This window comes from Lacihabitans lacunae (assembly GCF_042649125.1).
Classification (GTDB): Bacteria; Bacteroidota; Bacteroidia; order Cytophagales; family Spirosomataceae; genus Leadbetterella; species Leadbetterella lacunae.
This window is the reverse complement of record NZ_JBHRYQ010000001.1, coordinates 2061076-2075655: the sequence shown is the minus strand read 5'-3', so window position 1 is coordinate 2075655 and position 14580 is coordinate 2061076. Positions and strand designations below refer to the sequence as shown.

General features: G+C 36.0%; 15 protein-coding genes. 3 read left to right on the top strand and 12 right to left on the bottom strand.

The features are described 5' to 3' along the window. Window positions 1–4: 4 nt before the first annotated feature. The 8 genes from bamA to ACFOOI_RS08995 all read right to left on the bottom strand — a co-directional run bounded on the left by bamA (window position 5) and on the right by ACFOOI_RS08995 (window position 8629). A complete protein-coding gene (gene bamA, locus ACFOOI_RS09030; RefSeq protein ID WP_379837220.1) occupies window positions 5–2614 on the bottom strand; it encodes an outer membrane protein assembly factor BamA in 2610 nt (869 codons plus the stop codon). Window positions 2615–2618: 4 nt separating this feature from the next. Beyond that, window positions 2619–3365, bottom strand: a complete 747-nt coding sequence (locus tag ACFOOI_RS09025; protein ID WP_379837219.1) for an isoprenyl transferase — start codon at window positions 3363–3365, stop codon at window positions 2619–2621. Window positions 3366–3489: 124 nt separating this feature from the next. Next, on the bottom strand, window positions 3490–4242 hold the full coding sequence (gene porG / locus ACFOOI_RS09020; RefSeq protein ID WP_379837218.1) for a type IX secretion system protein PorG: 753 nt from the start codon (window positions 4240–4242) through the stop codon (window positions 3490–3492). A gap of 67 nt (window positions 4243–4309) precedes the next feature. After that, window positions 4310–5362: a hypothetical protein gene (locus ACFOOI_RS09015; RefSeq protein ID WP_379837217.1), complete on the bottom strand. Its 1053-nt coding sequence runs from the start codon at window positions 5360–5362 to the stop codon at window positions 4310–4312. 61 nt (window positions 5363–5423) lie between these two features. Continuing rightward, complete coding sequence (locus ACFOOI_RS09010) at window positions 5424–6311, bottom strand: NAD kinase (protein ID WP_379837216.1); 888 nt, start codon at window positions 6309–6311, stop codon at window positions 5424–5426. Between the two features lie 12 nt (window positions 6312–6323). Next, window positions 6324–6983 carry a CBS domain-containing protein gene (locus ACFOOI_RS09005; protein WP_379837215.1) on the bottom strand — a complete coding sequence of 220 codons (660 nt, stop codon included), beginning with the start codon at window positions 6981–6983 and terminating at the stop codon, window positions 6324–6326. A gap of 4 nt (window positions 6984–6987) precedes the next feature. Further along, complete coding sequence (locus tag ACFOOI_RS09000; protein WP_379837214.1) at window positions 6988–7767, bottom strand: alpha/beta fold hydrolase; 780 nt, start codon at window positions 7765–7767, stop codon at window positions 6988–6990. 109 nt (window positions 7768–7876) lie between these two features. After that, window positions 7877–8629 carry a lysophospholipid acyltransferase family protein gene (locus ACFOOI_RS08995; RefSeq protein ID WP_379837213.1) on the bottom strand — a complete coding sequence of 251 codons (753 nt, stop codon included), beginning with the start codon at window positions 8627–8629 and terminating at the stop codon, window positions 7877–7879. Window positions 8630–8794: 165 nt separating this feature from the next. Between ACFOOI_RS08995 and ACFOOI_RS08990 the strand changes: the two genes are divergently transcribed. The 3 genes from ACFOOI_RS08990 to ACFOOI_RS08980 all read left to right on the top strand — a co-directional run bounded on the left by ACFOOI_RS08990 (window position 8795) and on the right by ACFOOI_RS08980 (window position 11355). Continuing rightward, on the top strand, window positions 8795–9778 hold the full coding sequence (locus tag ACFOOI_RS08990; RefSeq protein ID WP_379837212.1) for an acyl-ACP desaturase: 984 nt from the start codon (window positions 8795–8797) through the stop codon (window positions 9776–9778). Window positions 9779–9856: 78 nt separating this feature from the next. Then, window positions 9857–10981, top strand: coding sequence for a hypothetical protein (locus tag ACFOOI_RS08985; RefSeq protein ID WP_379837211.1), 1125 nt, complete (start codon window positions 9857–9859; stop codon window positions 10979–10981). After that, window positions 10978–11355: a VanZ family protein gene (locus tag ACFOOI_RS08980; RefSeq protein ID WP_379837210.1), complete on the top strand. Its 378-nt coding sequence runs from the start codon at window positions 10978–10980 to the stop codon at window positions 11353–11355. The genes ACFOOI_RS08985 and ACFOOI_RS08980 overlap by 4 nt, the downstream gene beginning before the upstream one ends. A gap of 31 nt (window positions 11356–11386) precedes the next feature. Here ACFOOI_RS08980 and aspS read toward each other — a convergent pair whose 3' ends face one another. The 4 genes from aspS to ACFOOI_RS08960 all read right to left on the bottom strand — a co-directional run bounded on the left by aspS (window position 11387) and on the right by ACFOOI_RS08960 (window position 14551). Further along, window positions 11387–13132, bottom strand: coding sequence for an aspartate--tRNA ligase (gene aspS, locus ACFOOI_RS08975; RefSeq protein WP_379837209.1), 1746 nt, complete (start codon window positions 13130–13132; stop codon window positions 11387–11389). Window positions 13133–13268: 136 nt separating this feature from the next. Continuing rightward, window positions 13269–13466, bottom strand: a complete 198-nt coding sequence (locus ACFOOI_RS08970) for a PspC domain-containing protein (RefSeq protein WP_379837208.1) — start codon at window positions 13464–13466, stop codon at window positions 13269–13271. An 83-nt stretch (window positions 13467–13549) separates the two neighbouring features. Next, entirely contained in the window at window positions 13550–13966 is a 417-nt protein-coding gene (locus ACFOOI_RS08965; RefSeq protein ID WP_379837207.1) for a hypothetical protein, read from the bottom strand. 57 nt (window positions 13967–14023) lie between these two features. Then, complete coding sequence (locus ACFOOI_RS08960) at window positions 14024–14551, bottom strand: DsrE family protein (protein ID WP_379837205.1); 528 nt, start codon at window positions 14549–14551, stop codon at window positions 14024–14026. Window positions 14552–14580 lie beyond the last annotated feature (29 nt).

Sequence of the window (14580 nt, the reverse complement as noted above, 5' to 3'; positions counted from 1 at the left end):
ATAATTATCTAATTTGCTGACCAATACTAAAGGTAAACGATTTTCTTCCTTGGTTTGGCAATCCCGGTATCGGGTCAAACCCGTATCCATAGTCAAGTCCAAGTAGTCCAAAAGCCGCCATAAATATTCTCGCACCTACACCTGCTGTCCTTCTTAGCTTAAATGGATTATAGTCTTTATAACTACCCCAGCTATTTCCTGCTTCTGCAAATCCAAGTACGAATATAGTAGCCTGTGGGTTAAGAGATACCGGATATCTTAATTCTACAGAGTGCTTGCTATAAATGATACCTCCAGTTCTTGACAAATACCCTGAATTAGTTGTTTGGCTTAGCTTTTGAGCATATGTTGGTTCGTATACAATACCTTCATCATATCCTCTTAAACCAATTAATTCAACTCCGATACTGTTTGTGTTTTGAAGTCCCATACCTGCTCCTCCTAATACAAATCTACCAAATGGACTGTATGCGTTGCTGCTTGAGTATCTTCCCAAAAAGCCCATGTTTGTTTTGGCGTGGAAAATTAATTTCCCTACTACTGGTGTATACCAATCTGCGTCAAACATCCACTTGTGACCTTCTATCCAAAGTTTTTCTGTTTTAGGTTTATATCCAAAAGCTGAATATGGAGGATTAAATGTACCGTTTAATGAAATGTTTGATCCGCTACGTGTAAACTGGGGATTATCTAAACTATAACGCGATAAAGTAAAGTTTAGTGAAACATCATGTGCTTGTCCATTTTGGAAGTTAGTTAACAAGAAACTGTTACTAACATCATAGTATTGGTATGAAAAAGCTCCACTTAAGTTAAAGTTTCTGTCAGGCCAGTTAAGTCTTTTTCCGTAAGAAATTGACCCTCCCGTGTTTCTGAAATATCCTGAAGTATAAGCTGAATTTCCAGAATAGAAACTCCCATAGCTAGAATTTGCGTAATACTTCTCTAGTCTTTGGTAGTATTTTCTATAATCTTGCACCGAGTGAAACAAACTTACTGAGAATGAGTTTGGCTTGCGACCACCTAACCACGGTTCTGTGAATGAAACTGAATAGTTTTGGAAACCTCCATTGGCTTGAAAACGGATTGCAAATCGCTGTCCATCTCCTTTTGGTAGAGGGCGGTATTCTTTTAGTTTTGCTATTTTTCTTATTGAGAAATTGTTAAACACTATACCAAAAGTTCCGATAAACCCTTGTAAACCTCCCCATCCGCCGGATAGTTCTATGTTATCATTCGATTTTTCTTCTACATTATATTCTATGTCCACTGTTCCATCAGACTGAGGTTTGGGCTGTGGATCAATTTTTTGTGGGTCAAAGTATCCAAGTTTTGACAACATTTGAACGGTTTCAATTAAGTCGGTTTTACTAAATTTCTGACCTGGTTTTGTTAAGATTTCTCTTAAAACTACGTGATCACTCGTTTTAGTATTTCCGTTCAATATAATTTTATTGATCGTGGCTTGCTTGCCTTCGTTTATTCTCAATTCGATATCGATTGAGTCGCCCACAATCGCGGTTTCTATCGGTGTACAGCTAAAATAAAGGTAACCATCATCCATGTAGTATGAACTGATATCGTTTTGTGGCTTCCCACTTAACTTTTTCTCCAATTCTTCTGGATTGTATAAGTCGCCTTTTTTAATGTCTAAAATAAGATTTAAGGTGTCCGTATTTCTTAGGTAATTTCCTGACCATGTTATGTTTCGGTAGTAAAATCTATTTCCTTCAATCACATTTAGGACTATGTCAATGTTACCATCTTCTCTTTTTATTATCGAATCACTTTCTACTTGTGCGTTTCTATATCCGTTTTTGTTTAGAAACGCTACTAATTTAGCTTTATCTTCTTTGTATTTTTTTGCAATAAACTTAGAAGGAGTAAATATTCTCAAAGGAGCTTTTTCTTTGGTTCCTTTCATTTTTGAAAGCAATTTCCATTCAGGCATTTCTTTTATACCATTAAGCTGAATATCGTTGATTCTAACTTTTCCATTCTTTTTGATATTAAAGACTATTGCTGCATTGTTTACACGAAGCGTATCATTTATCTGCTGAGCCTGTACAGTAGTATTTAAGAAACCTTTATCTAAAAAGTGTTTTTTGATAGTGGTTTGAAGGTTTTTAACCATTGCGTCTGTTATAACTTTACCTTTGTAGGTTTTAAGTTTTTCTTCAACAGTTTCACGTTCACCCTTTTTTATACCGTTGAGTACTATTTTATTTAGTCTCGGTCTTTCTCTAAGGTTAAGTTCAAGAAACACTTTGCTACCTTCTATTTTTTCGATATTAACCTGTACATCCTCAATAATCCCTTGGTCCATTAATCTTTTAATGGCAGTAGAAATTTTCTCACCCGGTATGGTAATTTGGTCGTTTACGTTTAAGCCAGAAACTGATATTAAGGTATTAGGGTCAAGGAATTTTGCTCCTGTTACATTAATGCCACCTATGGTGTAATTTTTGGGTCTTGCGTAGTCAACCAGCTCTGAGGGTTGAGGGGTATTGTTTGCTGATCTTCCAACGCCTATTCTTTGTGCAAAAACTCCTTGAACAAGTGATGTGCTAAAAATGAATAAAACAATAAATCTAAATCTCGAATCTTTTAACATGCAGTTATTTTTTATCTTTTACTTGTTCGCCAGTTTTTCCAAATCTTCTTTCTCTTTGCTGATAGGTTTTGATTGCGTCAAACAGGTGATTTTTCCTGAATTCTGGCCAAAATATATCATCCATAAATAGTAATTCTGCATATGCAGACTGCCAAAGCAGGTAATTACTTATGCGGTGGTCACCGCCGGTTCTAATCAATAGGTCTACGTCAGGGTCTGGCGAGGTAGCTAAATGTGAGTCAAAAAGTTTCTCATTTATATCATCAAGATTTATCTCCTCGGTTTTGTATTGAGCGGCTATTTTTTTAACCGCTTGCAATATGTCCCATTTGCCGCTATAACTTAAAGCAAGGTTTAAAACCATGCCTGTATTGTTTTTGGTTTTCTCCACACCATCTTCCATTTCCTTCTTGGCTTTTGCTGGAAGCTGACTTAAATCTCCAATACATTTTAGTTTAACGTTGTTTTTGTGTAAATCTGGTATTTCTTCCCCAATAGTTTTTACTAGTAGGCTCATGATACCGTCTACTTCGGCTTTTGGTCTATTCCAATTTTCTGTAGAAAATGTATATAGGGTTAAATATCCGATGCCTAATTCTACACAGGCCTCAACTGTTTCTCTCACGGCTTTTATGCCATGGTGATGTCCGAAAATTCGAAGTGCACCTTGTTTTTTGGCCCACCTGCCGTTTCCATCCATAATAACGGCAACATGCTTCGGTAAATTGCTTAAGTCAATATCTTGTATCACCAAAAACTTATTATTTTATGCAACAAAAAAGAATGCAAATGTACAAAAAAGAAACACCAATAAAAAGGAGGATGTCTTAAATTGACTAAATAGTAATATGCTAAGAAATAAGTGCTTATTAAACTTACGGGCAGTGGACTTTATAAAACAAATAGCTCACCGAAAAACTCACGTGATAATAGAGGTCTTTTTGGGGAGAATTGGGGTATCTGAAAGAGTCAGTTAGTGTTGCAGTTGAAGGTAATCTGTATCTACTATTTGGATTGTTTGTATTCGTATTTATTCCTCCAAATCCATCAAATTTATCTTGGTAGTTTTTATCTAATAAAACACGAGTAGAGAATTCCACACCAAAGTTCCATTTTCCTTTATATATTTTTTTGAATCCAATTCCGAATGGTAACATCTTATATTGAGATTGTTTTCCATCTGATGGTGTCGTATCTTCTGGGCTTTCTAATTTACTATCTAAAACTTTATACATTCCAAAGCCACCAAAAAGGTAGGGAGTCCATTTGTGTTCGTATCGGCCGTTGTGTGTTCTGAAGTTAAGAAAGTTGTATTCTATTTGGCCGTTATAGTCAATGAGGGTATTGGAAAACTTAAAGCCTCTTTCGGTATTGTATTGGTTTCCAGATTTGGCATCGTTACCTTTTATATTCAAAAAAGCTCCATTTCCTTTTATAGACACACTTTTTGAAAAATTGTATCTCACAAATGCATTTGTGCCTACACTTGGTGCAAATACTCTGAAATTTGGTTGTAAGTCTCCTTTGTAGTAAGTGGGGCCTACACCCATGCCGACCTCTAGTTTTTGTGAAAAGAGGTTAGATGAAACAAGTATTAAAAGAAGTAATAGGTTAGACTTTTTGGGCATACGTTTTTTAATCGAACTGCGAAGTTCGCTATTTTTTTTTGAAAAACATGAAAACGTAAAATTCCTCTTATCTAATAACGGGGCATTTAATGTTATTACTCAAAACGTAGCTGATGGTAAACTGAGTTACGATATAGCTGTCGAACCTAATTGAGTTTCCTCTTTGTCTTGAAATATCATAAGCATCACCTGCATTGTTTTCGGGGTCTATTGCTCCAAATGCTTTTCCAGGGTTTGCGATAATAGCAGCATTTTTAAAATCAAGTAATCTGTTTGCCAAGGTATTTGCCGCATATAATTCATTTGCTCTATAACTGAATTTTGCAGCATCTTTTCCGCCATTTGGAGAATTAATTAGTGCTGTTTGGCTTGGATAGCCAGTTGAGCCGACATCATCTATATAGTCGAAAGGCGTATATCTGAATCCTGCTTCAGCAGTGAAATCAAAGTTTTGGTTGATTTTAAAACGAAGACCAAAAACTAGTGGAATTACAGGTTGTACTAACGAATATGGTTTTATTGTACTTCCTATTAATCCTTGACCCGAAGTATTTAAAGGTTTTAGAGCGACCCAATCTCCTTTGATTAGTTCTCCGGTATTATAATCAACTGGCTTTCTTGCTAATGGGTTGTGGCCATATAAACCAATACCAATTCCAATGTAGGGCATAAATTGTGCTCTTCCTTTTGCTCCTTTGCTATAAGTGGGTAATAGATTATATAATCCAGTCAAAGTAAATTCTTTAAGATCATTTCTGAATGATAAATTTCTTAGATATAATGCTGATAATGCATTTAGGTTTCTTTTGGCAAAAGTATTATCATCTCCAGCTAACCTGATATAAGAAAGTGAAACTCTAGCAGCAAAATTGCTTGTTAGAAACCTAGTATAATTTATGTTTGCATTCCACCTAACATTGGTGTAAATACCATAATATGCATAAGAATACGGTGCTAAATCTCCAAAATAGTGAGAAGTTCCGCCACCTAAGCCTACGGTAGCATATTGGTTTATTACCTTTTTGCGACTAAAGAGGCCGTTTTGGGCAAAAGATGCATAGCCGATCATAATCAGAAATAAAGATATAGCGATTATTGGCTTTTTTATGGACGTTATCATATTATGAGTTTTTGAAAATCTATTTTTAAACGAAAAACTTCTCTGTTTTATTTAATAAATATTAAATTCTATTTCTGACGTCTTTGCCCCAGCTGAGTTTTTCGCGTAAAGTATTTAGAAAATCGAAACCATCTATTTTAACCAATTTGGCCTTAAATTTCTCTAGACTTATAACCAATTCTCCTATTTCATCTCCCACTATTTGTGCTCTCGAATCCATAGAAATCAGGAAGTTATTGCTTCGGCTTTCTACTTTTAGTCGTATCTCACTCTGACTAGAAACAATGATCGGCCTCACGTACAGGTTATGGGGGCAAATAGGCGTAATTATGAAGTTCTCGGAATCGGGCATCACCAATGGCCCTCCGCAACTCAAATTGTATCCGGTAGAACCTGTAGGGGTGGCTACCATCAATCCATCTGCCCAATAACTATTCAGAAACTCGCCGTCTATATACGCATGTATAATAATCATAGACGAAGTATCTGTTTTCGATATGGCTATTTCATTAAGAGCAAAATTCATGCCTGATTCAAATATAGGCGTATCAGAATCTGCACGGACCATAAGCCTTTGGTCTATTTTGTATTCACGGGCTAATAATTTATTGATTATCTCTTTGATGTTTTCGGGCTGAATATCTGCCAAAAAACCAAGTCTGCCGAAGTTTATTCCCAATACAGGTATTTCTCTATCTGCCACATAGCTAAGGGTTTCTAGAAACGAACCGTCGCCACCAAGCGAAATCGCGATGTCTGCATCTTTTATTTCAGCAGGCTTTTGGTAGGTTTGTCCAGGATTAAAGGTAATGTTGGCTTCTTTCAGGATTTCTGAAAATGAATGGGAGATTTGATAAGGGATAGATTTAGATGCAAGCTCATCAAATATCTCTTGGATATAATTGGTAGATTCTGGCTTAAAGGGTCTACCATGTATGACAAAGTCCATAAGAAAGGGTTTTTAAATACTGAGATATTTCATCAGCAGGTCGTATCTGTCTTTTTCTAAATTAGCTACAGGTTCCGAAGATTGATATGCTTCTACTTCGTATCCAAATCTTGTGAGTGACTGTAGAATGGCACTAATCTGGGTAGAGTCAAGTTTCAAGATTAAACTTTCTGAGCCATCTGCTTCATTCTCATTGAAAAACAAAGAAATTATATGAGCATTTTCTTGCTCTACTATGCGAGCTATTTCCGTTAGAGAATACTCTTTTTTGGAAACATTAAGTTCTATAATACCTCCTACAAGGTGTAGGTTCATTTTTTTGATAAAGTCGGATAAAAGTTGATTTTTTTCTATTACCCCGAGATATTTTTTATTTAAATCAAAAACTGGAAGTATCTCTATTTCAGACATCATAAATGACCGCACTACATCCAATTCAGGTACCTCTTCAGAAACTCTTGCATCTTCGAGTATTGGGGCTATGTCTTTTAATAAGGTGTCGTAATCAAAATTTAGTAAAAGTTCTTCCGAAAAAAAACCTATGAGCGTATCTTCAGCTACACAGGGTAATATAAACATGCGATCCTCAGACATAATCTGAAGGGCTTTGTCTACATTATCACTACTTTTAAGTGTAGGGATATCTCTATTTATAAGTTTTTTGGCGGTCATAATATTATTTTAAAATGGCTTCTGAGCTCATTATTTTATCTAAAAACACTTTGGTTATTTTATTAAATTGTTCGGGTTGCTCCATCATAGGGGCATGGCAACATTTGTCTATAAAGTGTAACTCAGAGTTAGGCATTAGTCGATTAAACTCATGTCCTACGTGCGGCGGAGTAATGGTGTCGTTTAATCCCCAAATCAAGCATGTTGGTATAGTGATGCTTGTTATATCTTTTGCCATGTTGTGTCGTTGTGCAGATTTCGCAATCTGAACGATATTCATACACTTAGGAATACTTGATGTTATTTCAAAAACTTCGTCAAGTAGTTCTTTTGTGGCTGTAGCAGGGTTATAGAAAGTGTATTCAACTCTTTCTTTGATGTATTCATAGTTTCCTCGCTTTGGAAACGAACCTCCCATAGTATTCTCAAAAAGTCCAGAACTACCAGTTAAAATTAGAGCCTTTACGTTTTCAGGGTGAGCCAAGGTGTAAAGTAAACCTACGTGTCCTCCAAGCGAGTTGCCTAGTAAAATAATGTTTTCAAGGTTTTTGAATGCTATGAAACGTTCAATGAAACTTCTCAGGCCATCTAGACTTGCCTCTCTCATGGGCATGTCATAAATTGGCATAACAGGAATTATTATCCTAAAATTGTCTTTGAATCCTAAAATTACATCGTCGAAATTACTTAAAGCCCCAAAAAGGCCGTGTAATACTACTAGCGGTTGGCCTTGGCCTTCGTCTATATATTTAAATTCTCCGCTTTGATTTACTTGATAGTTCATATTGAAGTTTTTATACTTTAATGTACAAAATACAGTTTAAAATTTGAGTTATCAAAATTTAAGGTTTTTGTTATAAATAAAAACCCAAGTTTTTAATAATTAGCATATTTTATGCCATTTGTTTTTGATTTTTTTTTAGAAAAGTTGCAATCTGAGTTTCTGCTTCAGCTACTAATTGCTCAGCCGTTTTTCCTTCTCTCGCAATTGGCATCAAGGTATTCCAGCTCATTTTTGTGAAACTTCTCAACGGAAACAACCCTTTGGGATTAAATAATCCAGTATTTTCAATGGCAATTGGAACCAATAGTGCCTCTGGACATTTTTTCAATAAAGTAGCTACACCGCCAACTGCAAAAGGCTTTAACTGTCCATTTCGTGAACGAGTTCCCTCTGGAAAAATTACAGCTGAAAAATTGTTTTCATATACGTATTTAGAAAATCGTAAGATTTCTCCAATGGCTTGTTTTGGATCTTTTCTGTCTATCAATGCTGCTTTTCCCACTCTTAAGTTGTAACTTATACTAGGTATTCCTTTAGAGAGTTCTTTTTTTGAAATAAAAAGTGGCGTATGTTTTCTTAAAAGCCAAATAATACCAACAATGTCAAACATACTTTGGTGATTGGCCACGAAAATTATGGTTTTGTCGGTTTTAAGTGGTTGCTGTTGGGTAAGCGAATAGGTTGAACCAGTCAAATGCCAACCCATGATAATAGAAAAATTTAGTGCTTCTACTATTTTTTGGTGGGCTTTTTGTCCCCAAAGATTGTAAACCACATATTGTACCACATGAAATATGAGCAAAATGAGGCCGAAATACAGTAAAAAAATACAACTCAGTATATAGTCGAGACCTTTTTTCAAGTGAAAAGCTTTTTTAGTTTTCTGCAAAGTTAATGGGTTATTGCTAAATTTAAGAACATTAATAAAAGAATACCTTTTTATATTATGGTAGAAATTATATCTCAAATCTAAATCATACCACTTTAATGTTTAAATTTGTTTTCAAAATAGAATAAAAATAAAAATATGTTTATACCAAATTCCAGAATTGAAGTGATGAAGTTTGTAGGTCAAAAAATCGACGAACTTCTGGAAGAATTTCTGAATCCAATAGATTCAAATTGGCAACCAACTGACTTTTTGCCAGATGCTACAAAGGATAATTTTATTCCAGACATTAAAGAGTTACAAGAAGCATGTAAAGATTTACCTTATGATTACTTGGCAGTTTTAGTAGGTGATTGTATTACAGAAGAAGCACTTCCTACCTATTCTACTTGGCTTATGAATATAGAAGGAGTGGATCAAGTAAATCAAAAACAAGAAGGTTGGTCAAAGTGGGTGAGATGGTGGTCTGCTGAAGAAAACAGACACGGAGACTTGCTTAATAAGTATCTATATCTTTCGGGAAGAGTGAATATGAGAGAAATGGAAACCTCTACACAGTGGCTTATCGCAGATGGTTTTGATATCGGAACTGACGTGGATCCTTATAGAAACTTTGTTTATACTTCTTTTCAAGAATTGGCAACTAATGTTTCACATAGAAGAACAGCAAGCTTGGCTAAGAAATTTGGGAATAAGCATTTGTCGAAAATTTGTGGTGTTATAGCTGCGGACGAAATGAGACATGCAAAGGCATATAAAACGTTTGTTCAGCGGTTTTTCGAAGTTGACCCTTCAGAAATGATGCTGGCATTTGAAGATATGATGAAAAAGAAAATAGTTATGCCTGCTCACTTTTTGAGAGAAACAGGTCAAAAAATGGGGGCGGTGTTTTCTCACTTTTCTGACTCAGCTCAAAGACTTGGCGTATACACTACCAATGATTACATTCAAATTTTGGATGATTTGTTAGTCGAATGGAAAATCGAAAATATTTCAGGACTAAATGACTCAGCTGAAAAAGCGAGAGACTATTTGATGGCACTGCCAAACAGATTAAAAAGAATTGCAGAGCGTACGAAAGTACCTGAGTTAGAATATGAGTTTAGCTGGATTACCAGATAATAAAAAAAGAGTTAGAAAAAAGCACCGTCATTACTAATGGCGGTGCTTTTTTGTTATGTTTAGGGTTAATTTAAAAAAATGAAACACCTAACTTTTATATTTATTCTAGCCAGTTTCTACACTTCAGGTCAGTCTGCCTGGAAAATAGAAAATACCTCAACCTACAGCATCACCGACAGCTCAAATATCTATCGATATGGCAATGTGGCTATTTCCGATGTGTTCACCACACCCGATGTAAATAAGTTTATGGTAAACGAACGCTACAAAGGTATGTCAAACAAAGCTATGTATGTAAGTTTAAATGAGCCTCGTTTTGATCTCGGTTTTCCTCCTAGTCCAGCAGTTGATTCATCTTTGGTAAGTATGGCTAGGTCTCCTTCTGAAAGTCATTTGACATTAGGGGTAAACCATTATGCCAATTTTAAAGAGGGGGTGTACTTTTCTGATGTGCATACGAGTACAAGTGAGATTAATTTTTTCAGAGGTACAGACACGCTTTTTGGGTTTTATGACGGTGGGCACTTAGCGAAAGCCTCTGCTTTGAAGGTTACAGGTGCATTTGCAAAAAATGGTTTGCCTTACAGAAATACCGAGTTTGACTTATTAAATCTTCGTTTTTTTACGGGTTCTGCTCCTGGGAATACCGCTCAAATTGATAATTTTTATGGCATCAGACTGGAAGACCTACGCGGTGATAATTTTCAAATAATAAAGAATGGTTGGGGCGTTTATATAAAACCCACCATGCTGAAGAATTATTTTGGAGGAAGTGTAGGGGTGGGCACCACCAATGTGACGCATAAACTCACCATAAATGCCGAAAGTAATCCTCTTAAAATAGGAGGGTTGGCTAATCAATCATCGCCGAATAAAGTGCTAACCGTTAATGCTGATGGTGAGGTTTTTAAGTCTAGTTTATCTGATAGGCAGCACACTTTTATAGTTACCACAGCTAGTCATACGCTACAGGATGACGTTGAGATTTATATTCATAAGGGCGGAGATGTGCTTTACACCTTGCCACTTCCGAATCTTAGAACTGGAAAAATTTGGCGTATCAGTAACGTAGGAACTGGAAGTATAGTCTTAAATTTGCCTTTTTATGAAGGAGATGCTCTCCGAAATACGATTCCGAACAAAGCTGGAGCAAATAGCTTTCAGATATTTTCGGATGGGGAAAATTATATAGCTATTAAATGAAAACTACTGTTTCGCTTTTTAATTCTTGGCTCTTAAAACCGTATTTGGCCATTATTTGTATAGTTTCCGTAGCGTATCTGTGTTTTATGCCCTCTGTTAATATTCCGGATTTAACCAGCGATAAAACTGCCCATTTTATATCTTTTGGCACGATGGCATTTCTTTGGATGTGGTATTTTCGGAAAGCAGTTTGGGTTTGGGTGTCTTTGTTTTTCTTTGGGTATTTTATTGAGTTTGTTCAGTTAAATTTGCCCGAAAGTTTTCATCGAGGATTTGATCATTTTGATGCTTTGGCTGATGCCGTTGGAGCTTTTATAGGAGTTTTACTTTACTTTTCTATCCAATATATACTAAAAAAGGCTGCTCTTTTGTAAGAACAGCCTTTTAGGTTTTCTAAAAAAAAACTTATAAAGTATTGATACTTAATTCTTTTAATTGAGCTTCCGAAATACTCGAAGGAGAGTCAATCATAACGTCTCTTCCGCTGTTGTTTTTCGGGAATGCTATAAAGTCTCTGATAGAATCTACTCCTCCGAAAAGTGAGCAAAGGCGATCAAATCCAAATGCGATACCTGCGTGTGGTGGTGCACCGTATTCAAAGGCATCTAATAAGAATCCAAATTGCTTTTTAGCTTCTTCTTCGGTAAATCCTAAAACTTCAAACATTTTTTGTTGAAGTTGTTTTTGGAATATCCTTACCGAACCGCCACCTACTTCGGTTCCGTTAATTACCAAGTCATAGGCGTTTGCTCGTACTTTGCCAAGGTCTGTTTCCAACAAAGGTATATCTTCGGGTTTTGGTGAAGTAAACGGATGGTGCATAGCAAACCAGCGTTTTTCTTCTTCGCCGTATTCTAAAAGCGGGAAATCAACTACCCATAGTACTTTGTAATCGTTCGGGTTTCTAAGGCCCAATCTTGTTCCCATTTCTAAACGAAGTTCGTTTAGTTGCTTTCTTGCTTTATCTGCTTGTCCTGAAAGCAATAAAATCAAATCACCTTTTTGGGCTCCAAATCTCTCGCCGATAGCTTTAAGGTCTTCTTCTGAGTAGAATTTATCTACCGAAGACTTAATTGTGCCGTCTGCATTGAATCTGATGTAAACCAAGCCTTTAGCCCCAATCTGAGGTCTTTTCATCCATTCGGTAAGCTCGTCTACTTGTTTACGTGTGTATTCTGCACAGCCTGTTGCATTTATACCTACAATAAGTTCGGCGTCATCAAATACTTGGAAACCTTTGTTTTGTACAAGATCATTAACTTCTACAAACTTCATATCAAACCTGATATCAGGCTTGTCAGAACCGTAAAACTTCATAGCATCTGCATATGTCATTCTTGGTACTTCCGGCAGGTCGATTTCTTTTACTGTTTTGAAAAGGTGCTTAATTAAGCCTTCAAACATGTTTAGGATATCCTCTTGCTCTACAAATGACATTTCGCAGTCAATTTGTGTAAACTCAGGTTGACGGTCAGCTCTTAAGTCTTCGTCTCTAAAACATTTTACAATTTGGTAGTATCTGTCAAAGCCAGAAACCATCAAAAGTTGTTTAAAAGTTTGTGGCGATTGAGGCAATGCATAAAACTCACCTGGGTTCATTCTGCTTGGCACCACAAAATCGCGGGCACCTTCAGGTGTAGACTTGATTAGTACTGGAGTTTCTACTTCTATGAAGTTTTGAGCATCCATAAAAATACGGGTCTGCTGCGAAACCTTGTGTCTCAAAAGAAGGTTTTTTCTAACGATATTTCTTCTTAAGTCAAGATATCTATATTTCATACGGAGCTCATCGCCACCGTCAGTATCGTCTTCTATTAAAAAAGGAGGAAGTTTTGCAGGATTTAATACTTCAATACTTTTAACTTGTACTTCTATATCGCCTGTTTCTATTTTGTCATTTTTAGAAAGTCTATCTACAACCAATCCTTGGGCTTGAATCACAAACTCCCTTCCAAGAGTCCTTACTTTTTCAACCAATTGTTGGTCAGTTTTGCCTTCTTCAAAAATCAATTGGGTAATGCCGTATCTATCTCTTAGGTCAATCCAAATCATACCGCCTTTGTCTCTAATTCGTTGTACCCAACCACAAAGCGTTACTTCTGAGTTAGCGTCAGAAGATCTCAATTCACCACACGTATGCGTTCTTAACATATCATTTCTTAAAATTAGGATGCAAAATTAAGCAATTGTTTTACAAAAGGCATAATCTTTTTAATCTTAGGTAAGAATTAGCTATTAATTCCTGTCGCAAAAGAGTGCTTGTCTAATTTTTGAAATGTATTAAAAGTTAAACAGTACCTTCTTTGGGTATTATCATGGCCAAAATAAAATAGGCGATAATGAGTGTTCCAAAGCTAAAAAATGTAATCAAGGCTACCGCTACTCGGATTAAAGTAGGGTCTAGGTCAAAATACTTACCAAGGCCGCCACATATTCCTAAAAACATGGCTTCTTTGCCTGTAACTCTAAAAAGTCTTTTATTCATAAGGGTTTATTTTTTATTCAAGTTATAAAAAAAAACGCTTCCAATGTCGATTGGAAGCGTTAATATTTGAGCTTTTTTAATTTTTAGAACCAGCCAAAAGGGTTTATTATTCCACCTACTCCAATCAAAATTGTTGTAATGACACAGCCTATCAAAGCAGATTTTACTTGTTCTTTGTCGTTGTCAGTTATAAAGTAAACCAAGGCAAGTCCAACTATCCCTAAGCAACATCCCCACCAAAAGCCACCTGCTAACGGCATTTCTTCTGTAAATGCTGTTAAAGTAGCACTTGTGTTTTCTTCTAAGTTAATCCCTTCAACCAATTCAGAATGATTGTTTTTTATGCTCGTGATACTCTGATTTGGATTTGCTTCAACAAATTTTTCTAAATCTGATAATTCAGCAAAAGCATTTTCTTCTACGGCATTGTTATAATCAAATTCTCCTGCTGCAAATGAAGCACTAGGGATTAATAAAAGAGCAAAAAGTAATTTTTTCATAGTTTTTTGTGATTTTTAAAAATAGATGATTTCGAAACGCAAATAGTTGCATCAATATTATAATTTTATCAAACTATAGCCTTGAGATTGAAAATGTGATAAGGCCAAAAGTGCACCGTGAGCCACTTTTATGTGTTGGTTTTTCTTGTGCTCTACAAGTTTTCTGGCTCTAAGTGACTGCCCACAAACATAAAACTTTACACCTGCCTCACCAAGTGTATTTATTATCTGCGTGTTTGGATTAGCGGATTGAAATTCATACTGAAATGCTTCGTCGCTCAATATAGTTGGGGTAGCCTCGAAATGAATAATCACTACGATGTCTAAGTTTCCTTTTTTTAGTCCAGCCAACGCATATAAATTGTAAAGCCTTGCCACAGACTCGTACCCTTTGTTTATGTCTTTGGTCGGGTTCTTTTCTCCTTGTGTAATATCTACTACAATTTTGTATTTTTGATTTACGTCTATTAGAGCTTCGGCTTCTGGTACTTCAAATACAGCCCCAAAACCCTGAATTGCCGGAAAAGTTTTTTGTGCTGCAGCGGAAAATGATAAAAACAAGGCGATAATGGCGATTTTGTACATGCTTTGGTTGTTTAAATGATGATACTACA